The following is a 22673-nucleotide window of genomic DNA, read 5'->3' on the forward strand; positions in this document are numbered from 1 at the left end:
ATGACCGTCGATCCGCTCGACCGCAACCGGCGCATCTGGGACCGCATGGCCCCCGGCTACGACCGCCAGATGCGAAGCTTCGAACCCCTGCTCATCGGCCGCGACCAGCGGCCGTGGGTCTGCGCCCAGGCCCAAGGCGACGTGCTGGAGGTCGGCATCGGCACCGGCCTCAACCTCCCCCACTACCCGCCCGGCACCCGACTGACCGGTGTCGACCTCTCCCCCGCGATGCTCGCCGCCGCCGGCAAGCGCGCCGCCGACCTCGGCCTCAACGTCGACCTCGCCGAAGCGCCCGCGGAACAGTTGCCGTACGACGGCGCCTCGTTCGACACGGTCATCTGCACGCTGTCCCTGTGCAGCGTTGCCGACGACCGGGCCGCCATCGCCGAAATGCACCGCGTGCTACGCCCCGGCGGCCGCCTCGTCCTACTCGACCACGTCGCCGCCAACAACCGCCTCATCCTGACGCTGCAACGCCTATGGGAGAAGGCCACGCTCCGGTTCGCTGGCGACTATCAGACCCGCCACCCGCTGCCGCTGGTCCAGGACGCCGGCTTCGTCCTGGAGGAAAGCCAGCGTTCCAAGCTCGGCACCGTCGAGCGGCTCCGCGCGATCAAATCCACGCGTCAAGGTCGGCAGCGCGGGTAAGGGTGTGACGGGCCCGCGCGAGGCGCTCGGCAGCGTGTGATCCACGGCCAGACCGCCGTGGGCGAGTTCGCGGAAGGAACGACTGTGACTGCGGAGCATTGGACCGGCGTCTACGAGCAGAAGCGAACTACCGAGGTCAGCTGGTTCCAACCCGAGCCCACACTATCGCTGGAACTGCTCACCGCCACAGATGTCGGCGCAGACGACCCGATCCTCGACGTCGGCGCCGGCTCCTCCGTGCTCGTCGACCGCCTGCTCGAGCATGGGTTCCGCGACGTGTCCGTCCTCGACATCTCGCCGCCCGCCCTGAAAGCCGCACAACAGCGGCTCGGCCAGAACGCCCGCACAGTCGCCTGGATCGTCGCAGATCTGCTGACGTGGAAGCCTGAACGTCGCTACAAGGTCTGGCACGACCGGGCCGTCTTCCACTTCCTCACCAGCCCGGACGACCGCACCCGCTACCTCGACGTCCTTCACACCGCACTCCAACCGGACGGCTACATCATCATCGCGACCTTCGCCGCCGACGGCCCTGATCGCTGCTCCGGCCTGCCGGTCGCCCGCTACGCCCCGAGCCAGCTCGCCGAACACTTCCCTGGCTGGCGGATACTACGCGCGAACCGTGAACACCATCGGACCCCCGACGGCGGCATTCAGCCCTTCACCTGGCTGCTTCTCGCCAGGAACTAGCTAGCACAACCGCCTCCCGCCGGCACCCTATCCATACGGTCCTCGAAGATCAGGATGCAGTTCACCAACTACAGGTAAGGCGCTCAGGCTTCGACTGGTACGGGCATCGCCTACCGGCTGTGACCTGGGCGGGGTCCGTCGCCAGTGGTCGTCGTTTGTCGTCCTTGTTTGCCGCCCGACGGCCTGGCGGCGGCCTGATCATGGGGCAGTCTTCGGCCTCTCGCGCAGCCGACTGCTCCATACGAGTTCCAAGGTCGCCATGGCGGCAAGCGCCGCAGATGCCGGCGTACCGGTGCACGTCCTGCGAAAGATCGCCGGGCACGGGTCGCTCACCACGACCCAGCGGTATTTGCACCCCGATCGCCGATCGATTACGACCGCCGGAATGGCACTGAGTGCTCACCTGAAGGCTCGCCGGTCCCCAGGTGGTCCCCAGCTACGGGCGGTTCAGCTCGCCCATGCAGAATGTCGCCTCAACCAGTCGGGGGGCTACCGGCCTTCGCTGACAACTGCGTCGAGCGGCTGTCGGTGATGCAGGGCTACCTGTTCGCGCCGGCCCTCCCCGCCGAGCGGCCCCCGAGCGGGGCCGAGGGTCGACTGCCCGTGTGTACGCGGGCTGCGCGAACACGCCCTCCACACGACGCCGCTGAGTCCGGCGACCGTGCCCGCGCCCGAGTCTGTCCTCGTCACAGCGTTTCCAGGAGAGGGCCGAATCCGCCCGGGCGGGAATAAGGGCAGGTGTGGGAGAGTTGATTTCCTACAGGTCGTGATTTTGCGTGTTTCAGTAGTTGATCTTTTGACATCCGCGGATCAGGTAGCGCGGGTGGTTTCGTCTTCCTCTTCGGGCGGATGTGGCCGCCGGGGCAAACGGCTCGGATAGCCGCAGCGTGCGGCTCCCACTCCCAAGGACGAGACATATGGCACAGGGCACCGTGAAGTGGTTCAACGACGACAAGGGCTTCGGCTTCATCTCCGTCGACGACGGCAGCGCCGACGTCTTCGTCCACTTCTCTGAGATCCAGTCGAACGGCTTCCGCAGCCTCACCGAGAGCCCGCGGGTCGAGTTCGACATCGTGCAGGGCCAAAGGGCCCGCAGGCAGCGGGCGTACGCGTCCTCTGAGCAATCGTAACCATGGCCGGGAACCCGTCGTCCCGGCCATGTCGCTAACGGGCCAGCACGAACCCCACCACCGAATCTCAGACAGGAGTCGCATGGGCGCGACCAGTCCACCGGCGGTCGTCGATCGCCTCGATGTCCCCCGCACCGTGAACGAACCCAAGCCGCTGCTCGCCGCGCCGCAGACCAGAGCAGGTGCGGTCGCAATCTGGATCTTCGTGGTGACCCCGTTCATCGCTCTCCTCGCCGCCATGCCGGTCGCGTGGGGCTGGGGGCTGTCCGGCGTCGACCTGACCTTGGCGATCACCACCTATCTGATCAGCGGGTTCGGTATCGCGGCCGGATATCACCGCCACCTGACCCACGGGTCGTTCAAGGCGCGGCGCGGACTGCGCATCGCGCTGGCCGTGGCCGGATCGCTCGCCGTCGAGGGTTCGCCGACCCAGTGGGTCGCCAACCACCGCCGCCATCACGCCTTCTCCGACCGCGAAGGCGACCCCCACTCGCCTTGGCGCTACGGCACCAGCGTCACCGCGGTGCTCAAGGGCCTGTTCCACGCCCACATCGGCTGGATGTTCCGGCGAGAGCTGAGCAACCGGTCCCGCTTCGCCCCGGACCTGCTCGCCGACCGCGACATCCGCGTGGTCGACCGCCTCTTCGGGCCGCTGGCTGCGGTGTCCCTGCTCACGCCCGCACTGATCGGCGGCCTCGTCACCGGCACCTGGGCGGGCGCGCTGAGCGCCTTCTTCTGGGCCGGGCTGGTCCGCATGGCCGTGCTGCACCACGTCACCTGGTCGGTGAACTCCATCTGCCACGTCGTGGGCGACCGGCCCTTCGTCAGCAAGGACCGGGCCACCAACTTCTGGCCCCTGGCGATCCTCTCCTTCGGCGAGAGCTGGCACAACTCCCATCACGCCGATCCCACAGGAGCCCGCCACGGCGTCCTGCGCGGCCAGCTCGACCCCGCCGCCCGGCTCATCTGGATCTTCGAGAAGCTCCGGCTGGCCCGCGACGTGCGTTGGCCGGTGCCCGAACGGCTCGACGCGAAGCGCGCGCGGTAGGGCTGCGCTCTTCCTCGGTGGCCGTATGTCCGCACTGGTGCTTGCCTAGCGGTCTCAGCCTTGGCCAGGTATCCGGATCTGCCGCCGGTCGTGCGCGCCGACCCCGGGGCACCCGTCACCGCCTGTAGCCGGCCTGCGCTCGTGGGAACGCCCTGCTTTGCCGAATTGAGGATGCGACAGTACAGCCTTGTCGGATAGCAATATCGGCATGGCGATGCTGAGCTTGCCCACCGTGCGGCTACGCCGCTCGTTCCTCAGCGCGATGGCGGAGTTCCGCAGCGAAGGACGTGGTAGCGCCGCGGATGGCACCGTGATCGGTAACGAGATTCGTCGGTTCGGCCACTCGTGGTCCTCGGCGCCGGATGGGTTCGCGCGCTACGTCGACTGGCTCCTCGCCCAGGCTCGGGAGGACTCACCTCGTCCCGAAGCCTACGTACCGTCAACGACGCTGTGGTGGGTCGAGGACGACGAATACCTGGGTCGGATCGCGGTCCGGCACCGCTTGACCCCTCAGCTGTGCGAGGTGGGGGGTCACATCGGCTACGATGTCCGGCCTTCGGCGCGTCGCCTCGGGCACGCTACGACGATGTTGCGAGCCGCCCTGCCGGTGGCGCGCAGTCTTGGTATCGAGTTAGCGCTCGTGACTTGCGACATCGACAACGTCGCCTCGCGCAAGGCGATTGAGCGTAACGGCGGGGTCCTGGAAGATCAGCGTGGCGACAAGTTGCGGTTCTGGGTGTCGACCTGCTGATCAGAACTCCGGTGTCGCCATGTACTTACATGCCGCACTGCGCGCGCTAAGTAGCCGAGTTGTGGACGTTCGCACGGTGACGAGCGGCCTCCTCGGTTGGCCTAGGTACTGTGAACGCCGCCTGCCGTGGCAGATACATGTTCGATACGACGACGGGAGCACGGTCCATGTCATATGTACGACGCTTCGACCACGTCGGCATCACGGTCGCAGATCTCGATGTCGTGACCGCCTTCTTCGTGGCGCTCGGCTTGGAGGTCGAGGGTAGGGCGTTCGTCGAGGGCGAGTTCTTGGAGACGGTCTGCGGCATTCCCGACTCCCGTACCGAGATCGTCATGCTGAAGTCGCCCGACGATGGCGCCCGCCTGGAGCTCGCGAGGTTCGTGCGGCCCGACTCCGTGCCGGGCTCGCCGGCCGCCATGTCCAACGAGCTGGGATTGCGCAACGTGTCCTTCGAGGTCAACGATTTGCAGGCCGCTGTCGACTGGGCAGCGAGCGAGGGCTACGGACTGGTCGGTGGCATCGGCGAGTACGAGGGTGCTTGGCGGATGGCCTACGTCCGGGGGCCGGAAGGGATCATCGTCTCGCTGGCCGAGCGCGTCGGCTGAGCGCGCAACGGCCGGATCTGCCGCGATCCGCGCGCTACGCGGCGTCACGCCGAGCTGGCCCGGCTGCCGTCCGGACGTGCCGAGATCAGTTCGGCTGATCTTGATGTGCCAGGCTGCCGCTAGCATCGTCGGCATGGCAACGCGGCTTGTTCAAATCAACATGAAGGCTCGGGACGATTCCGCGCTGGGCGGTTTCTGGGCGGAGGCGCTCGGCTGGGGAGTCTCCAGCGAGGGACCCGGCGTGACCAACCTCGAACCCGAGGGCTTCGTCTACCCCGACCCCGCCGCCGTCTGCCTCGACCTCATCGCCTCCCCGGAACCCAAGACGGTGAAGAACCGCGTGCACGTCGACCTCGCCACCACCTCGGCGGCCCATCAGGCGGAGGTGGTCACGCGCCTGAAGGATCTCGGCGCAACACCCGCCGACGTAGGCCAGGGCGACGTCCCATGGACGGTCATGGCCGACCCAGAGGGCAACGAGTTCTGCGTGCTGGACCCCCGACCGCTTTACCGAGACACCGGACCGATCGCCGCGGTAGTGGTCGACTGCGCGGATCCGCGAGCCATGGCCCGCTTCTGGGGCAAGGCCATGGACTGGACCCTGCACGAGGTGACCGACCACAACGCGGTACTGCGCTCCGCCAAGGGCGTCGGCCCATACCTGCAGTTCCTCCGCACACCCGACGTGAAGACCATGTGGAACCGCGTCCATCTCGACGTCCGCCCATACCCAGGTGACGACCTAGAGGCCGAGGCGGCCAGACTGCGGACTCTCGGCGCCACCGCCATCGACCTAGGCCAGAGCGATGTCCCGTGGACGGTCCTCGCCGACCCGGAAGGCAACGAGTTCTGCCTCCTCGCCCCAGGCTGACCCAAACCCTCTTCATCCGCTCACTACGGCCACGAGCCCGGACTTTGCGACGCGCCCTAGGCGACCCCGCTGCGTCGCGAGCGCCAGCCCCAACATCGCCTTGACGCGGCTGCCTCGCGACGAGGCCGTGGTGGGGATGCGGCGCGCGCACCCTGGGCAGGCCCCTGGCCTGCCGGCGACGCCGGCCCGAGGGGTCGCAGAGGCTCCAGGGTCAAGGGCGGACCGCAGGGCCGTCGCGCAGCGACCCGAAGCGCCCTTGACCATGGAGGGGCGGCCCCGCACATTCCGCGCCGCATCCCCACCACGGCCGGCGGTGACTCGCCCTACGGCGCGGCGAGGCGACGGCCGCCGCGCCCCGGCCGGCTGCCGGCCCACCACCTACCGATCAACGGCCTGTCGTTCTGCGGTGGCCCTCCTGGCTCCCCGCCCTTCGCGCCAGCCGCCGGGCGTCAGGCGTGACGGCCGCAGAGCGCCAGCGGCAGCGGCCGGCGCGCGCCCAGGCGGCGGCGCGTGCGGCCCGTTCAGGGCCGCCTTGAAGACGTACAGAAACTTTGCACAACATCGCCGGCAGTCCAGCCGGCAGCCGATTGTCGTACTCCGCTTGATGAGTGACAGATTGGTTCCACATGATGCGCGACACTCCCGCCCATCGTGACGTTGACGGAGAGAGTGGCGCTCGGCGGTCCTGGTCACGTGTCGCTGGGGCGGTGGGGACCTGGTGGGGAGATCGGTGCGGGGTGCCGTCGTACGCGAATGTTGTCGGCGATGACGATGCCGGTGAGGACTGTGCCGGTAGCGAAGGCGTTGACGAGCGGTGGCAGGAGCAGCATCGGCGGCAGGAGGCAGGCGAGCGCGATCAGCCCGATGACGCGGCTGCTGGAGACGCGGCCGAATACCAGGTATTGCAGGAGGGTCCGACCGGCGAGGAACAGCGCGGTGCCGCCGAGGATGGTGACGGTCGCGGCCGCTCGTGGATGGCCGAACGGGTCGTTGATGACCAGTTGGGCGCCGACCGAGGTGACGACGAGGCCGGCGATCATGACCAGGTGGGCGTAGGACACCAGGGTGCCGAGCAGGTCAGGGTTGGCGGAGGCCTGGATGGCCGGCCCCATGTCTTCTCCGGCGCGGAAGATGTAGATCCGCCAGATCAATGCCGTGCCGGCGAATGTCACCACGAACGCCACGGTCTGGTCGGTGGAAAAGCCGCGACCGGTGAGGCTCGATCCGATGGCCAGGATTACTTCGCCGAGGGCGATGACGAACAGTGCGCGGTGGCGGTCGGCCATGTACTCGCCGCCGGCCGGCACCTGCGCACCGGCCAGGCGCCTGAGTCCTGGCAGGGGGTAGCTGAACCGTCGTGCGGCGTAGATGAGGACAACCGCGAGTGTCCACAGCGCCGTACGTGCTGTGCCCGAGGCGACCGCCCCGGCCAGCCAGGGCACCGCGGTGGCGGCATGCCAGATCGCCGCCCGGCGAGCAATATTTTGCAGCTCCTGGCCCCGCAACAGGAGCACGAGGAACAGGCTGCGGCCGATCTGGATGGCAAGGTAGGTGACCGCGAAGATCAAGCCGGTCTTGCCGAACGCCTCGGGGACCGCCGCGGAGAGCACCAGGGCACCCACCATGGTGGCGAGGACCAGCAGTTGTACCGGCGGCCGCCGCGGGTTCAACTGTCCGGTCACCCGCGCGGTGAGGGACCACACCCATCCGATGGCCAGCAGCAGCACCAGTGCCTGGAACGCGCCGGACCAGGTCAGATTATTGAACAGCTGCTGGGCGAGCGCGCGGAGCGCGAAGACGAACACCACATCGAAGAACAGCTCCAGGAACGACGCTCGCGCGACGTCCTCGAGCCTGCGAACCAGTCCGCCTGTTCCACTCGTCGTCACCGGCCCGCCCGCTCCTACCGATCCTGGGTCGGTATCAGCGTATGCGTCCGCTTTTGCTCATGCGGCCTAGTCCCGAGCTCTCCCTCAAGATCGTCTAGCCGGCATGGTCACGGATCATGTGACATCGATCCGTAACGCATCAACTGAAGCCCGACATGCCGGCAGCCGATCTTGTCCTGTCACACGACATGCTTGACGCTCGCGTCCCACCTGATGCCCGTCATGATCCTCAAGAGGAGTCGCGGAAGCCCTCACGGACCGCGACAGGGGCGCGCATCGCGGCTACCTGCGCATCTGACCTTGCGCTCGGATTGCCGGAAGCGGGCACCGCAAGAATCGACGCGCTTCCCTGCGCTGGTCCCGGGCCTGCTCTGCCAATCCAAGAGCTCATATAGTCACGCGGTGAACATGGAGCAGGTCCGGCAGGCATATGCGTCCGTCGCAGAGCTCTACATCGGGCTGTTCGGTACACGCGAGCAGGTACACGCCGACGACCTCGCCTTCATCGGGCGACATCTGGCGGGCCGACCTGGCACGGTGCTCGATCTGGGCTGCGGGCCTGGCCATATCACCGGTTACCTTCGCTCGCTGGGCGTCGACGCAACGGGAATCGACATGGTCCCCGAGTTCATCGCCCATGCGCAGGCGGCCCATCCGAGCGTTAGGTATCAACTCGGGTCGATGGAAAACCTCGACGTTGCCGACCACTCCGTCGCCGGCATCCTGGCCTGGGGCTCGTTGATCCATCTGCCGCCGCAAGATCTCGACGTCGTGCTCGCTGAGTTCCGGCGAGCAATGGCCCCAGGCGGAACGTTAGTGCTCGGTCTCTTCGACGGTGACGAGGTCGCCGCCTTCGACCACAAAGTCGTGACCGCCTATCGCTGGCCCGTCGACGAGTTCTCCGAGCGACTGACGCGAGCCGGCTTCACGGAAGTCGAGCGCCTGCAGCGGCCCAGCGAAGGCACTCATCGGCCGCACGCCGCCATCGCGGCAATCGCAACCGAAGGGTGAGCTGAATCGCGAGCCTCCGTGCTCGCTCATCGGCTGTGAGTGCGCCCCAGGCGCTCGGGTGTCACCGACTGTAGCCGGGTCGACTGAGCAACCAAGGCCGGCTGTCGTGCATGTGCTGGGACGGATTCGTCAAGCACGTGGTGGGACTAGACAGCCGGCAGCCGATCTGTGATCCGACAACAGATCGAGCCGTGGGGGTTCGTGTCGGAGGAGCGAGTTGAACCATACGCACACATGCCTGCCTGGATGACCTGGATCGAACGGCCGGCGTCCTGAATCGGCGTTCAGGAATACTCTGTGAGAGGCCAGCCGGGATCGTCGCATCCCAGCGTCACCGGCGCGGCCACCCACCGGCGGTCTTGGGCAGGCCACATAGCCACATCAACAGCACTGCGCACACCTGTGCAGCCGGAGTCGGACGTTCTCCGGGAGGGGGACCGCGCCCGGGTGTCTCTGAGGGTATGCCGTAGCGTCGCTTCATCGAGCCGACGGAGGACGGAGCCTGGCGCGTGCGGAGTCTCATCACCCACCTGGCAGCTCTGACGCCTGAGCAGCTCAGTGAGCTGATCGCCGCACGACCGGAGGCGCTGCTGCCGCCGGAGCCCGCGACGATGACCGAGTTGGCCGAGCGGCTGAGTGCTGCGCCGCTGATCGGCGTCGCGCTGCTCCGACTGAGCCGACCGGAGCTGCAGATCGCCGAGGCGTTGGCGGCACTGGGCGATGGATGCGATCGGGCAGAGTTGGCGGGGGCCCTCGGCGTGGCCAGCGACGACGCCGACCTGGAGGCGGCGCTCGTCCGGCTGGGGGAGGTCGCCGTGGCCTGGCCGGACGGTGACCGCCTGCGCACCGTACCGCTGGGGCACGTCTGGCCGTGCCCCCTGGGTCTCGGGGCGCCGCTGTCCGCGCTGCTCACCGAGCAGCGCGCCGATGACCTGCGCCGGGTCGCCCGGACGCTCGGGGTACCCGCGGGCACGCAGAAGGCCGTCACGGTACGGAACCTGTCCGCCTGGCTGGCCGACGGTGCGAACGTCCGGAAGATCAGCACCACAGCACCCGCGGACACCCAGGAGCTACTCCACCAACTCGCCTGGGAGGGCCCCTACCTCGACGAGCCGACCTACCGCTACGGCCGCCGGACAGGGCCAGCCCAGTGGGCGGTGGAGCACGGACTGATCCACGTCGCCGCCCACTGGGGCGCACCCCTACAGATGCCCTGCGAGGTCGCGCTGGCGCTGCGCGGACCCGACTACCGGCTGCCGTTCGACCCCGCGCCGCCGTCCGCACCGACCAGGCCGGTCGACGGGGAGTCCGTCGAGCGGGAATCCGCCTCGGCGGCGGCGACCGCGCTCGCCCGGATGGTGAACCTGCTGGAACAGTGCGGCCGGACACCCGTCGCACCCCTCAAGACCGGCGGGGTCGGCGTACGCGAGCTGCGCCGGCTTGCCAAGACCATCGGCGACAGCGCGGACCACGTCCGGCTCTGGCTGGAACTCGCGATGACCACCGGACTGCTGGCACCGACCGAGACGGGCCTGCTACCGACGGAGGAGTACGACACCTGGGGCGATCAGCAGCCCGCGGAGCAGCTGACCGAACTGCTGGCGGGTTGGCTGTCCAGCGAGGGGGCTCCCCTGCACCAACCGGCCGGCGCGGGGCAGCCGGTGCCCGCCCTGGTCCACATGGAGGACGGCGCGGCGATGCCCCTGCTGCGAGCCGCGGTGCTCAGGTTGGCCGCAGGGCTGCCGCCCGGCGCTGCCGCCGCCGACGTGGAGGCCCTCGTCTCGTTGGCCCGGTGGCGCAACCCGATACTGCTGGACCACCTCGACGACGACACCGGCCTGGTCGACGGCGTGTGGCGGGAGGCCCAGCTGCTGGGAGCAGTCGCCCACGGAGCAGTCAGTGACCTCGGCCGGGCGCTCGCCGCGGACCAGCCTGAACAGTTGGCGACCGTGCTGGGTCGGCTGCTAGCGCCGGCGGAAGAGACCGTCCTGCTGCAGGCCGACCTGACCGCCGTGGTCGTGGGAACCCCGTCGCGGACGCTCACCGTGCTGCTGGACGTGGCGGCGGACCGGGAGACCCGCGGAGGCGCGTCGACGTGGCGCTTCACCCCGTCCTCGGTACGCCGAGCGCTGGACGCGGGCAGCAGCGAGACCGAGCTGCTCACCGCACTACGGGACCGGGCCGCCGGTGCCCGGGTACCGCAGCCACTCGCATACCTCATCAGCGATACGGCCCGGCGGCACGGCGCGATGCGGGTCAGGCCGGTCGCCTGCTGCCTGCGCAGCAACGATCCGGTGCTCTTGAAGGAGGTCCTGCACGCCCGCTCACTGAGCACACTGGGCCTGACGCTGCTCGCGCCGACCGTGCTGGCCAGCACCGCCCCCATCGCGGAAACCCTGACCGCTCTCCGCAACGCCGGCTACGCACCCGTCGGGGAACACCCCGACGGCACGGTGGCGGTGGAACGCCCCACCCGGCAACGAGCCGTGCCGCTACCAGGGGCCTCCGACGTGGTCACGGCACCCCTGCCGCTTCCTGGACCACATGACCCGGGTGCGCTGGACCAGCTGCTCGCGGAGCTTTTCGAGGACGCCGACGAATCCCACCCAGTCAGCAGTTACCTGATCCCGACACAGCCCGGTCCGCTGTCCACCAGCGAGCCCGCAGACCTCGCCCGTCGCCTGCTACGCGACGCCGCTGCCCGGCGCACTTCGAGGCGGTGAATTCATTGCGAACCCCACCAAGCCGGCAAGGGGCCAGCATGCGGGACTGGCTGCACGTGATCCGACTGCCGGCCCACGTCCACGACCTCAACCCCACAGAACAGGTGTGGTCACACCTCAACCGCGGCATCGACAGCCTCGCCGGCCGCAGCGTCGATCACCTCCAGCCGGACGGCCGCGACCGGCTCAAGCGCCTCCAGTACCGAACTGACACCTCGGTCCACACCAGCTACAGCCCAGCGGCGTCGAGGGTCTTGAGGAACGTCGGTCGGCGCTTGTGCGCGATGCGCAGCTCCGCGAGGTACCGCCCGAACGTCGTGGGTTCTCCGGCCGCCTGGTACACCGCTCGCAGCGCGGTTAGCAGCGCGACCGCCCGCCGGTAGCGCCGCTTGTCGGCCGAGTTGAGGATCGCCTGCTCGACAAGGTCCCGGTAGGGCTGGATCACCTCCTTCGGATGCGTCGCGGCCCGCCTGTGCAGCAGGGTCTGCCACTGCGGCCCGCCGAGCCACCGCCGGTGGTGCAGGGCCTCCTGCCATGCCTCATCGTCACGACCCGCCGCCAGCAGCACGTCAACCAGCTCCGAGGCGTACGCCGGCTGCACGGTGATCTGGCCGCGCAGCACCTCCATCGCCCACGTCGTCGGATCGTCGCCGCCGGCCGTTCCCATAGTGTCGATCAAGGATCGGTACCGCGCAGCGGTGGGATGCCGTGCGAAATCCTCCCGCCGGACCCGCACGGCACCCGGCGTGTCGCCGGCGGCGACGAGCATGCCGACCAGGAGGTCACGGAGCCGGTCGGTGTACGGCGAGCCCGGGTCGGCGGCCACGCCCCGCCGGGCCCAGTCAACCGCCTCGTCCCGGCGCCCGGCGGCACGTAACGCCTCGACGATTCGCTGGTACTGCACGGCGTTGGTCAGGTGCTCGGCCAGCACGGCGACGTACCGGTCGACGTCGCCCGACACCTCGGCGAGCTGCTCGCGCAGGTCACGCACCGCGAACGCGCCGGTCCACGACTCCGGGTCGGTGGAACGGGCCCGCTCGGCGACCAGCCGCTGCACCTCGGCGATGCCCCGCTCCCCCAGCGCGGGAACGAAGTCGGCCAGCATCACGCGGGGCCAGCCGGGACCGTCGCACTCCAGCTTCACCAACCAGCCTGCCAGACTGACCGGATTCGGCCGTGCCGCTGCGCACGCCCGCGCGTACAAGCCCATAAGTTCCTGCAGGTCGTCTCCGACGATCCCGGAGGAATCGTCCATGTACATCAGGGCACGGGTGATGCGGTCGACGGCCTTCCGCAACACCGGCACCGCGAGATCCGCCCGACCCTCGCCGACCAACCGATCACACTCCTCGGCCACCTGGCGGGCAGCCTGCGAGTACTCCCGCCGACCCCGGTAGGGATCCCGCCTGCGATCCCAGCGCAGCCGGTCCACCACCACCGTCAGCTCGTCACCGGTCATCCACCCATCTCAGCAGACCTCGACCCGGACGTCGGAATGCGCTGCCCGCTGCCCTACCGTGTCGGGCGTGCCGAACGACCGGGATCTTGACAACCCGATCGAGCCGATTGTCTGCGACGCCTACGGCGTCGACGAGCAGTACAGCGCGTTCCTCACCGTGATCGAGGACGAGACTCCCCTACCCGTCCCGGCAACTCTGCCGGGCACCCCGGTCAGCGTCACCTCATTCGGATACCCGAACGAGGCAAGCGTCATCGTCGCCACCTGCCAGGGCCCGGACGGCGCGGGCGAGGTCGCCCTCGCCGACCTGACGTTCCCGCCGGACACGGTCACCACCTGGATCAGGGCCGCCTACCGGCGTCACCTCGGCCTCACTGGGTTCCCGGCCCGGCCACAACCCCCGAATGGACTTGGCCCACCACCTGACAGGCTGGGTCGCCCATTCAGCTGTGGATCCCACCGGGAACATCTGCGGGCCGGAGCCGGTGGTAGAGGACGGACCTCATCTCGTCTTCCGATATGTCATGCCTGGTCTCGCGGATCTTGTGAAGGATCCACTTCGGGCCTTGCTCGCGATGCTCGGCAGCCACTCTGAGGATCACCTGCGGTGTTGCCTCACTCACCTGTTCGATCGGCACGCGCTCCGCGAGTACGAGACGTTCTACAACGAGCACCGGTCCCACCGGGCGCTCCGAGCGGCGGCACCCCTGCGCCCGCTCCACCAACCGATCGCCGAACGCACCGACTCGGCCGCTTCGTTATCCGACGACGCGATGGACTCGGCGGCGTCCTCCACGAGTACCGACATGCCACTTGACCTGCATGGACGGGGTTTTCGGCACGCACACCGTCGGCGGACGACCTGGCCGACCCACCCGAGGCTGGCTGACCGGCGCGTCCCGTCGGCGACGCCGTACGCGGCCCGTCGGGCGGCGTCCCCGCCGCCGGCCCGTCGACCCACGGCCGGCCTCGACGGGTCACCTCGGCGGCGCCACCAGCCAGGTGCGGGTGGGGACCTCCGGACGCGCCGGAGGTCCCCACCCGTCGGGTCAGGCCACCACCGGCGCCGCCTCCCGCTCGCGTGCGGCGGCCCGGGCGGCGAGCCGCCGTTCCCGCTCCTGCGCACCAATCAGGTCGTCGGGGAGGGAGTCCTCGACCTCGATGTCGAAGCGGCGCAGCAGCCGGATCGCGAACCCGCCAAGGGTGATCAGGACGAGGATCAGCCCGAAGCAGACGTACGCGAACCCGATGCCGCGGCCCGGACCGGTGCCGATCACCGCGCCCACCGACCCGGCGAGCGAGCCGCCGGGGGCGAGCAGCGGCTCGAACAGCGCGGTCACGCCCGGAGCGAGCAGCGCGAACCCGATCGGCAGGGTCGACCAGGTGATGGTCTGGTTCAGGCTGAACACCCGGCCGTGGAAGCGCTGCGGCACCTTGACCTGCACGATGGTGGCGTAGATGGACTGTGCGGTGGTCATCGCCATGGCCAGCCAGAAGACGCCCACGCAGATCATCGCCACCGAGGCGTCCAGGCCGATCAGCACACAGCCGATCGCGGTGCCGAGGTTGCCGAGCAGCACGCCGATCATCCGCCGGTGGCGCGGGCCGCCCCAGACCGACATCAGCACACCACCGGCGACCGCGCCGAGCGCCTCCGCCAGGGCCACCTGGGCCACCTGGGTGGCGGAGCCGAAGGAGAGCACCAGCGGGGTGGTGAGCACGAGCGCCGGGGCGAGGAAGATGTTGCCCAGCGCGAAGTAGCCGAGCATCAGCCGGAAGCCGCGATGCTGCCAGGAGTAGCGCAGTCCGTTGGCAATCGCGAACAGCAGCCGTTCCCGGGGCTGCCAGCCGAGCAGGTCGGGGAAGCGGACCACGGCCAGGGTCGCCACCGCCACCAGGTAGCTCGCCACGTCGATCAGCAGGATGCCCTTGAGCTGGATCGCGGCGAGCAGGCCGGCGGCGAAGACCGGCATCAACAGCATCGCCACACCGGTGGAGAGCTGGGTGATGCCCATGGCGTGGCCGAGGTAACGCTTCGGCACCAGCTGCGGCACCGCCGACTGGAACGCGATCCGTTGGAACGAACCGGCGACCTGGCTCAACGCCACCAGGGCGTAGATGTGCCAGAGCACGAGGTTGTCCGTCCAGAGCAGCGCGGCGAGGCCGAGCTGGATCGTGCCGGCGACGCAGCTGGCGATCATCATGATCCGGCGCCGGCTGACCCGGTCGGTGATCGCCCCCGCCAGCGGCAGGGTCAGCACGCCGCAGATCAGCGCCAGGGACCAGAGCAGGCCCAGGTCGGTCACCGAGCCGGTCCGGGTGAACAGCCAGATCGGCAGGGCGAACGCGGTCAGCGCCGAACCGGTGCTGGAGACCAGCTGACCGGCGGTGACCGCCACGAACCGGCCCATGCTCGGCTGCACCACCGCCCGCTCCGGCCGGTCGTCGGCGCCGATCCGCCGGTGGTCGGCGACCACCCAGCCGGCGTCCTCGCCGCGCGCGGCGGCGGTCAGCGCCGAGACGTCGCCGGCCCGCACGGCCGGGTGCACCCGGGTGACGATCTTGGCCAGCTCCTCGGCGCGGTACTTGAGGAAGAAGTGCCCGGCCTGGTCGAGCACCACCAGTCCGAGGGTGTCGGAGAGGAACTGCCACTCCGCGTACCGCTCGGCGTGGTAGTCGGTGACCGGGTCCTCCGAGCCGACCACGGAGACGATCGGGGTACGCAGCTTCGCCGCACCCCGGTCGAGCAGGCCGGTGAAGTACTCCTCGGAGGCGCGGGAGTCGGCCCGCATGTTGCTGATGATCCGGTCGGCCTGCTCCGGCTCCAGCTCGTCGGTGTCCACCCCCATCGACTTGAGCCAGCTGGCGTAGTGCCGGTTGCTGCGCAGCTGCTCCAGCCGGTTGCGCATCGCCGCGAACGCGCCCTTCGGGCGGGCGAACGGGAACATCGCCCCGATGTAGAGCGCCTCCAGCTCCCGTCCGGCGGCCTCCACCTTGCGGGCCACCTCGGCGACGATCGCGCTGCCCACGCCGCAGTGGCCGTAGAGCGCGACCGGCCCCTCGATCCGCTCCAGGATCTCCTCGGCGACCCGGCCGGTCAGCTCGTCGAAGGGCAGCCCGTCCTCGGAGAGTCCGACGTCGTGCCCGGGGATGGCCAGCGACCAGAGGGCGTACCCGTCGGGCAGCGCGTCGGCCAGCGGCTGGTAGACGATGGCGCTGCCGCCGCCGTACGGGACGCAGACGTAGGTGAGCACCCGCTTCGCCGCCGGGATCGGCCCGGTCAGCTCGTAGAGCAGCCGGCGTGGCCCGTCGGCCTCGGCGTCGCCGGAGATGAACGCGGCCAGCTCGCGGATGGTCCGCTGCTGGAACAGGTCCATCACGCCGACCGCCCGGCCGCCGTGCTCCGCCTTGCGGATCTTCGCCACCACCTGGGTGGCGAGCATGGAGTGCCCACCCAGGTCGAAGAAGTCGTCGTCGATGCCGAGCGTCGCCACGCCCAGCACCTCCGACCAGATGCCGGCGAGCAGCCGCTCGGTGTCGTCGCGCGGCGCGACCAGCGCCACCGACGCCTCGCGGGTGACCACCGGGGCGGGCAGCGCCCTGCGGTCCAGCTTGCCGTTGGGGGTCAGCGGCAGCGCGTCGAGGGTGACGAACGCGGCCGGCACCATGTACTCCGGCAGCGTCTGCTTCAACGCCGCTTTCAGCGTGGCGTGCTCGGCCGCCCCCACCAGGTAGGCGGTGAGCCGCTTGTCGCCCGGGGTGTCCTCCCGGACGACCACCGCCGCCTCGGCCACCTCGGGCTGCTCGCGCAGCGCGCTCTCGATCTCGCCCAGCTCGATCCGCAGGCCGCGCAGCTTCACCTGGTGGTCGATCCGGCCGAGGAACTCGATGACCCCCTCGGGCCGGCCGGTCCCGTCCGGGCCGCCGTGAGGACCGCCTCCCGGGTGGGCGGTGTCCGGGTGGGTCGCGACCGCCGGGTCCGTCCCGCTGGTCGGGTCCGTCCCGGTGGTCACGGGGTCGGCCGCCCCCTCGGGTACGCCCGCAGCCGCATCCGGTGTGGCCGGGTCGACCACCCAGCGGGCCAGGTCGCCGGTGCGGTAGAGCCGGGCGCCCGGCTCGCCCGAGAACGGGTCCGGCACGAACCGCTCGGCGGTCAGCGCCGCCCGGCGGTGGTAGCCACGGGCCAGCCCGACCCCGCCGATGTGCAGCTCGCCGGCCACCCCGACCGGGCACGGGTTACCCCGGGGGTCCAGCACGTGCAGCCGCAGGTTGGCGATCGGCGCGCCGATCGGCACGCTGGTCAGTCCGGTCAGGACGGCCGGGTCGCAGTGCCACGCGCTGACGTCGATGGCCGCCTCGGTCGGGCCGTACAGGTTGTGCAACTCGCAGCCGGGCAGCCGGGCGGTGAAGTCCACCGCCGTGGCCAGCGGCAGCTCCTCGCCGGAGCAGATCACCCGGCGCAGCGCCGTCGCCGCCCCGCTCCCGTCCTCGGCGAGGAAGACGGTCAGCATCGACGGGACGAAGTGGGCGATGGTGATCCGCTCGGCGACCAGCAGGTCGCGCAGGTAACCGGCGTCCTTGTGGCCGCCGGGCTTCGCCAGCACCAGCCGGGCGCCGGTGCGCAGCGGCCAGAAGAACTCCCACACCGACACGTCGAAGCTGGCCGGGGTCTTCTGCAGCACCGCGTCGTCGGCGCCGAGCCGGTACGTCTCCTGCATCCAGTCGAGCCGGTTGACGATGCCCCGGTGGGTGTTCGGCACCCCCTTGGGCCGGCCGGTGGAGCCGGAGGTGTATATGACGTAGGCCAGATGCTCCGGGCCGGCCAGCGGGGTCGGGTCGGTGCTGGGCTGGTCGGCCCAGACGGCCACGTCGTCCAGCGCCAGCACGGTCGCGTCGACGGCGGGCAGCACGTCGCGCAGCCGCTCCTGCACCAGCACCACCAGCGCGGCCGCGTCGTCGACCATGAACGCCAGCCGGTCGACCGGGTACTCCGGGTCCAGCGGCAGGTACGCCCCGCCGGCCTTGAGCACGCCGAGCAGCCCGGCGACCAGCTCCACCGAACGTTCGGCGCAGACCCCGACCAGGGTCTCCGGGCCGACCCCGGCCGCGCGGAGCCGGTGCGCGATCCGGTTGGCGGCGGCGTTCAGCTCCGCGTACGTCGCCGACCGGCCGTCGATGGTAACCGCGACGGCGTCCGGGGTGTGGGCGGCCCGCTCCTCGATCGGCCCGTGCAGGGTCTGCGTGGCCGGGAAGTCGGCGGCGGTGTCGTTCCAGGCGGCCAGCAGCTCCCGTTCGCCGGCGGGCAGCAGGTCCAGCGCGGAGACCGGGGTGTCCGGGGCGGCGACGACCGCGCGCAGCAGGGTGCACCACCGCTGCGCCATCCGTTCCACGGTGTCCCGGCGGAACAGGTCGGTGTTGAAGACCAGCTTGCCCCAGAGCCCGTCGGTCGTCTCCACCGCGTGCAGTTCGAAGTCGAACCGGGTGGCCCGCAGCTCCATCGGGGTCCACTCGAAGGTCACGTTGGTGGCGTCGGAGGCCTCGGTGAACCGGCCCATCTCGTAGTTCTGCAGCACGAACATGGCCTGGAACACCGGCGAGCGGCTGACGTCGCGGGGCAGGCCCAGCTCGTGGACCACCTTCGCGAACGGCACGTCGGCGTGCTCGAAGCCGTCCAACACACTGCGCCGGGTGCGCACCAGCAGCTCGGTGAAGGTCGGATCGCCGGCCAGCTCGGCGCGCAGCGGCAGCATGTTGATGAACATGCCGACCACGTTCTCCAGCTCCGGGGCGGACCGGCCGGCCACGGAGGCGCCGACGGCGAAGTCGTCCTGGCCGGCGTGCCGGGCCAGGAGCACCTGGTACGCGGCGAGCAGGGTCATGAACAGGGTGCCGCCGGTGGCCCGGGTGAGCGCGGTGAGCCGCTCGGTCTCCGCCGGGTCCAGCTGGAACTCGACGAAGTCTCCCCGGTAGGTCTGGGTGGCCGGGCGGGGCAGGTCCAGCGGCAGCTCCAGCGGGGTGATCCCGGCGAGGCGGGAATTCCACCAGTCCAGGTGCGTCCGGGCGGCCGGCCCGTCCAGCTCCCGACCCTCCCAGACGGCGAAGTCGCCGTACTGGACGGGCAGGGTGGGCAGCTCGCCGCCCCGGTAGAGGGTGATCAGGTCGCGCAGCAGCACGTCCACCGACCAGCCGTCGCCGACGATGTGGTGCTTGCCGAGGAAGAGCACGTGGTCGTCGTCGGCGAGCCGGATCAGCAGCGCGCGCAGCAGCGGGCCGGCGGCCAGGTCGAACGGCTCCGCGGCCGCGGCGTCGACCAGTGCCCGGGCGGCCGCCTCGCCCGGGGCGTCCACGATGGTCAGCGGCACCTCGACGGTGTCCGCGACGACCACCGTGGGCCGGCCGTCGGCGTCGGCCGGGAAGCGGGTCCGCAGCGACTCGTGCCGGGCGGTCAGCCCGGCGAGGGCGGCGCGCAGCGCCGTGACGTCGAGCGGTCCACGCACCCGCAGCGGCACCGCGATGTGGTACGCCGCCTCGCCCGGAGCGAGCTGGTCCATGAACCAGACCCGCTCCTGGGCGTACGACAGGGGCACCTCGGCGCCCTCGGGACGGGGCGTGACGCGGGCGGCCGGCGTGGCCTGTCGCCTGCGCAGCCGCTGAGCGATCAGCGCCGCGCGGGCGGCTTCCCGGGCGGGATCCATCAGGTCCGTCATGCGGGGCTGTCCTTCTCCGCCGCCAGCAACGCGGCGACCTCGGCGTCGGAGAGCTCGTCGAGCTCGGCGGCGATACGCTGCTCGATCTGGGCGGCCAGGTCGGCCACCACCGGGCTGCTGAACAGCGCCCGCATCGGCAGGTCGACGTCCACCTCGGCGCGGATCCGGGCCATCGCCCGCATGCCGCGCAGCGAGTTGCCGCCCAGGGTGAAGAAGTCGTCCAGCGCGCCGACCTTCTGCACCCGGAGGATCTCGGCGTACACCTCGGCGACCAGGTTCTCGGCGTCGGTGCGGGGCGGGAGATAGGCGTCCGCCGGCACGGTGTCCGGCGGGGCGGGCAGGGCGGCCCGGTCCAGCTTGCCGTTCGGGGTGAGCGGCAGCGCGTCGAGCGCGACGAGCGCGGTCGGCACCTGGTGGGCCGGCAGCTCCCGGGCCAGCTCGGCGGCGAGCGCCGCCGGGTCGGCGGTGCCCACCAGGTAGCCGACCAGCGCCGACTCCCCCGAGTCGGTACGCACGGCCACGGCCGCCTCACTGACCTCCGGGTGGGCCAGCATGGCCGCCTCGATCTCGCCCAGCTCGATCCGCATGCCGCGCACCTTCACCTGGTCGTCGCGGCGACCCAGGTAGTCCAGGGTGCCGTCGGCGCGCCAGCGGGCTAGGTCGCCGGTGCGGTACATCCGCTGCCCCGGCGGGCCGTACGGGCACGGCAGGAAGCGCGCGGCGGTGAGCGCGGGCCGGCGCAGGTAGCCGCGGGCCAGCTGGTCGCCGGCGACGTACAGCTCGCCGACCACGCAGGGCAGCACCGGCTGGAGCGCCGCGTCGAGCAGGTACACCCGGGCACCGGCGGTGGGCCGCCCGATCGGCACCGGGCCGGCGGCCACCGGCTCCCCCGGCACGATCCGGGCGGCGACGCAGCCGACGGTCGCCTCCGTCGGGCCGTACTCGTTGACGATCGCCACGCCCGGGTGTGCGGCCCACCAGGTCTCCAACTGCTCGCCGGTGAGCGCCTCGCCGCCGATCACCAGGTCGGTGGTGGGCGACAGCTCCGCGTCGAGCAGCGGCAGGTGGCTCGGAGTGACCTTGAGGAAGGTCGGCGGGCCGCCGGCCCGGGCGGCCGGGGAGTCGATCCCGGCCAGCCGGACGGTGCCCCCGGCGGTGAGCGGGCCGAGCAGGCCGGTCACGGTGAGGTCGAAGGAGACCGGCGAGTGCAGCAGCGCCGTACCCGCCAGACCCGGGTAGGTCTCCCGCGCCCAGGCCAGGTACGCCGCGACGGCCCGGTGCTCCACCACCACGCCCTTGGGGCGGCCGGTGGAGCCGGAGGTGTAGAGCACGTACGCCGGGTGCGCGGGGCGCAGCGGGGCGACCCGGTCGGCGTCGGTCAGGTCGGTGTCGGCCCGGTCGGCGCCGACCTCCCCGTCGAGCACCAGCGCGCCGGCCGGGACCAGCGCGGCGGTCTGCGGCACGGCGAGCACCAGCGCCGGTTCGGCGTCGGCGAGCAGGTAGGCGATCCGCCCGGCCGGGTAGCCGGTGTCCACCGGGACGTACGCGGCGCCGGCCTTCAGCACGGCCAGGATCGCCACCAGCAGCTCGCAGGAGCGGGGCAGGGCGAGCGCCACCCGGGACTCCGGTCCCACGCCGTGCTCCACCAGCACCCGGGCGAGCCGGTTGGCGGCGCCGTTGAACTCCGCGTACGACAGGGTGACGTCGTCACAGACCAGGGCGGGGGCGTCCGGGGTGGCGACGGCCCGCCGCTGCACCTCGTCGACGACGGTCGGCAGCGGGCCGGTGGCGCCGGTGCCCGGCCAGGCGCCCAGCACCAGTTCGCGCTCCGCGTCGTCGAGTAGCGGCAGCGCGGAGACCGGCAGCGTCGGGTCGTCGACCGCGGCGGCGAGCAGCCGGACGTAGCGGGCGACCACCGTCTCGGCGGTGGCCCGGTCGAACAGCGCGGTGCGGTAGACCAGCCGGCTCTGTCCGGCGGTGATGTCGAAGGCCAGGTCGTCCTTGGTGGTGCCGAGCTCCGCCGGGTCCAGCCCGGAGTCCGGGATGAAGTTCAGCGCGGTCTGGAAGATCGGCTGCACCGACGGGTCCCGCTCCGGGGAGAGCGCCTCGACGATCCGCTGGAACGGGGTCTGCCCGTGCTCCATCGCGTCGACCAGGCCACCGCGGACCCGGTCGAGCAGCACGGCGAAGGTGGGGTCGCCGCCGGTGTCGCAGCGCAGCGCCACCGGGTTGACGAACATGCCGATCAGTGGGGTCAGCTCGACGCTGTCCCGGCCCGCCGTGGAGACGCCGACCACCACGTCGGGGTCGCCGGAGATCCGGGACAGCAGCGCCGCGAACCCGGCCAGCAGCACCATGTACGGGGTGGCCGACGAGCCGGCGGCGAGCCGGCCGACCCGGTCAAGCAGCCCGTCGGGCAGGTCGAAGCGGACCTCGTCTCCGGCGAAGCCGAGCTGGGCCGGGCGGGGCCGGTCCAGCGGCAGCCCGGTGACCGGCGGCGCGCCGGCCAGGTGGTCGGTCCAGAACGCGAGCTGCCGGTCCAGCTCCGCGCCGGTGAGCTGACCGCGCTGCCAGACCGCGAAGTCTGCGTACTGGATGGGCAGCTCGGGCACGGCGGCGGGCGCGCCGGTCACCGCGGCCCGGCTGAACGCGGCCAGCTCGGCGCGCAGCAGCACCGCCGAGTGGCTGTCGAAGACGGCGTGGTGCACCACGAAGAGCAGCGTCCAGGCGTCGCCGAGGTGGATCAGCCGGGCCCGCCACAGCGGCGGGGAGTCCAGCGGGATCGCGGTGCGGGCCAGCTCGTCGCGGAGCGCCACGTACCGGGCCGCCCGCTCGTCCTCGGGCCGGTCCCGCAGGTCGTCGACGGGCAGGTCGACCGGCTCGTGCTCCCGCACCACCTGGACCAGGACTCCGTCGTCCACCCGCAGGTGGGTACGCAGCGCCTCGTGCCGGGCGACGACCTGGTGGAACACCGCGGCGGCGGCCTCGGTGTCCAGCTCGGCGGGGAAGCTGAACGGGGTGGAGATGTTGTAGACCGGCGAGGCGGGGTCGAGCTGGTTGGCCATCCAGATTCGCTCCTGGGCGAAGGAGGCCGGGAAGGTCCACTCCCGGGTCGTCATCGCTGCTGCCTTTCGTTTG

General features: G+C 70.9%; 12 protein-coding genes and 2 pseudogenes. 10 read left to right on the forward strand and 4 right to left on the reverse strand.

Going from position 1 to position 22673, the window contains the following annotated elements:
* The 8 genes and pseudogenes from SLP03_RS05070 (at position 1) to SLP03_RS05105 (ending at position 5746) form a co-directional block, all read left to right on the forward strand.
* Positions 1-648, forward strand: a complete 648-nt coding sequence (locus tag SLP03_RS05070; RefSeq protein WP_319459336.1) for a class I SAM-dependent methyltransferase — start codon at positions 1-3, stop codon at positions 646-648.
* 36 nt (positions 649-684) lie between these two features.
* Positions 685-1338 (forward strand): class I SAM-dependent methyltransferase, encoded by a 654-nt coding sequence (locus SLP03_RS05075; protein ID WP_319459337.1) that lies wholly within the window; start codon positions 685-687, stop codon positions 1336-1338.
* A gap of 274 nt (positions 1339-1612) precedes the next feature.
* Positions 1613-1786 (forward strand): annotated as a pseudogene (locus tag SLP03_RS05080) (site-specific integrase); the annotation flags it as partial.
* Between the two features lie 469 nt (positions 1787-2255).
* Positions 2256-2458, forward strand: a pseudogene (locus tag SLP03_RS05085) (cold shock domain-containing protein).
* Positions 2459-2604: 146 nt separating this feature from the next.
* Positions 2605-3516 carry an acyl-CoA desaturase gene (locus tag SLP03_RS05090; RefSeq protein ID WP_319459338.1) on the forward strand — a complete coding sequence of 304 codons (912 nt, stop codon included), beginning with the start codon at positions 2605-2607 and terminating at the stop codon, positions 3514-3516.
* Between the two features lie 208 nt (positions 3517-3724).
* Positions 3725-4267: a GNAT family N-acetyltransferase gene (locus tag SLP03_RS05095; RefSeq protein WP_319459339.1), complete on the forward strand. Its 543-nt coding sequence runs from the start codon at positions 3725-3727 to the stop codon at positions 4265-4267.
* 137 nt (positions 4268-4404) lie between these two features.
* The gene (locus SLP03_RS05100; protein WP_319459340.1) at positions 4405-4875 is read left to right on the forward strand and encodes a VOC family protein; all 471 of its coding nucleotides are present in this window, start codon (positions 4405-4407) and stop codon (positions 4873-4875) included.
* A 133-nt stretch (positions 4876-5008) separates the two neighbouring features.
* Complete coding sequence (locus tag SLP03_RS05105) at positions 5009-5746, forward strand: VOC family protein (protein WP_319459341.1); 738 nt, start codon at positions 5009-5011, stop codon at positions 5744-5746.
* 689 nt (positions 5747-6435) lie between these two features.
* Here SLP03_RS05105 and SLP03_RS05110 read toward each other — a convergent pair.
* Positions 6436-7635, reverse strand: coding sequence for a low temperature requirement protein A (locus SLP03_RS05110; protein WP_319459342.1), 1200 nt, complete (start codon positions 7633-7635; stop codon positions 6436-6438).
* A 402-nt stretch (positions 7636-8037) separates the two neighbouring features.
* Between SLP03_RS05110 and SLP03_RS05115 the strand changes: the two genes are divergently transcribed.
* Both SLP03_RS05115 and SLP03_RS05120 read left to right on the forward strand, forming a co-directional pair.
* Entirely contained in the window at positions 8038-8646 is a 609-nt protein-coding gene (locus SLP03_RS05115; RefSeq protein ID WP_319459343.1) for a class I SAM-dependent methyltransferase, read from the forward strand.
* Between the two features lie 509 nt (positions 8647-9155).
* The gene (locus SLP03_RS05120; RefSeq protein WP_319459344.1) at positions 9156-11369 is read left to right on the forward strand and encodes a helicase-associated domain-containing protein; all 2214 of its coding nucleotides are present in this window, start codon (positions 9156-9158) and stop codon (positions 11367-11369) included.
* A gap of 229 nt (positions 11370-11598) precedes the next feature.
* Here SLP03_RS05120 and SLP03_RS05125 read toward each other — a convergent pair whose 3' ends face one another.
* The 3 genes from SLP03_RS05125 to SLP03_RS05135 all read right to left on the reverse strand — a co-directional run bounded on the left by SLP03_RS05125 (position 11599) and on the right by SLP03_RS05135 (position 22654).
* On the reverse strand, positions 11599-12828 hold the full coding sequence (locus tag SLP03_RS05125; protein ID WP_319459345.1) for a DUF6880 family protein: 1230 nt from the start codon (positions 12826-12828) through the stop codon (positions 11599-11601).
* A 1049-nt stretch (positions 12829-13877) separates the two neighbouring features.
* Positions 13878-19535, reverse strand: a complete 5658-nt coding sequence (locus SLP03_RS05130) for a non-ribosomal peptide synthetase (RefSeq protein ID WP_319459346.1) — start codon at positions 19533-19535, stop codon at positions 13878-13880.
* Positions 19532-22654, reverse strand: a complete 3123-nt coding sequence (locus SLP03_RS05135; RefSeq protein ID WP_319459347.1) for an amino acid adenylation domain-containing protein — start codon at positions 22652-22654, stop codon at positions 19532-19534. Before SLP03_RS05135 ends, SLP03_RS05130 begins: the two co-directional genes overlap by 4 nt.
* Positions 22655-22673: the final 19 nt, after the last annotated feature.

This window comes from Micromonospora sp. RTP1Z1 (assembly GCF_033804685.1).
Classification (GTDB): Bacteria; Actinomycetota; Actinomycetes; order Mycobacteriales; family Micromonosporaceae; genus Micromonospora.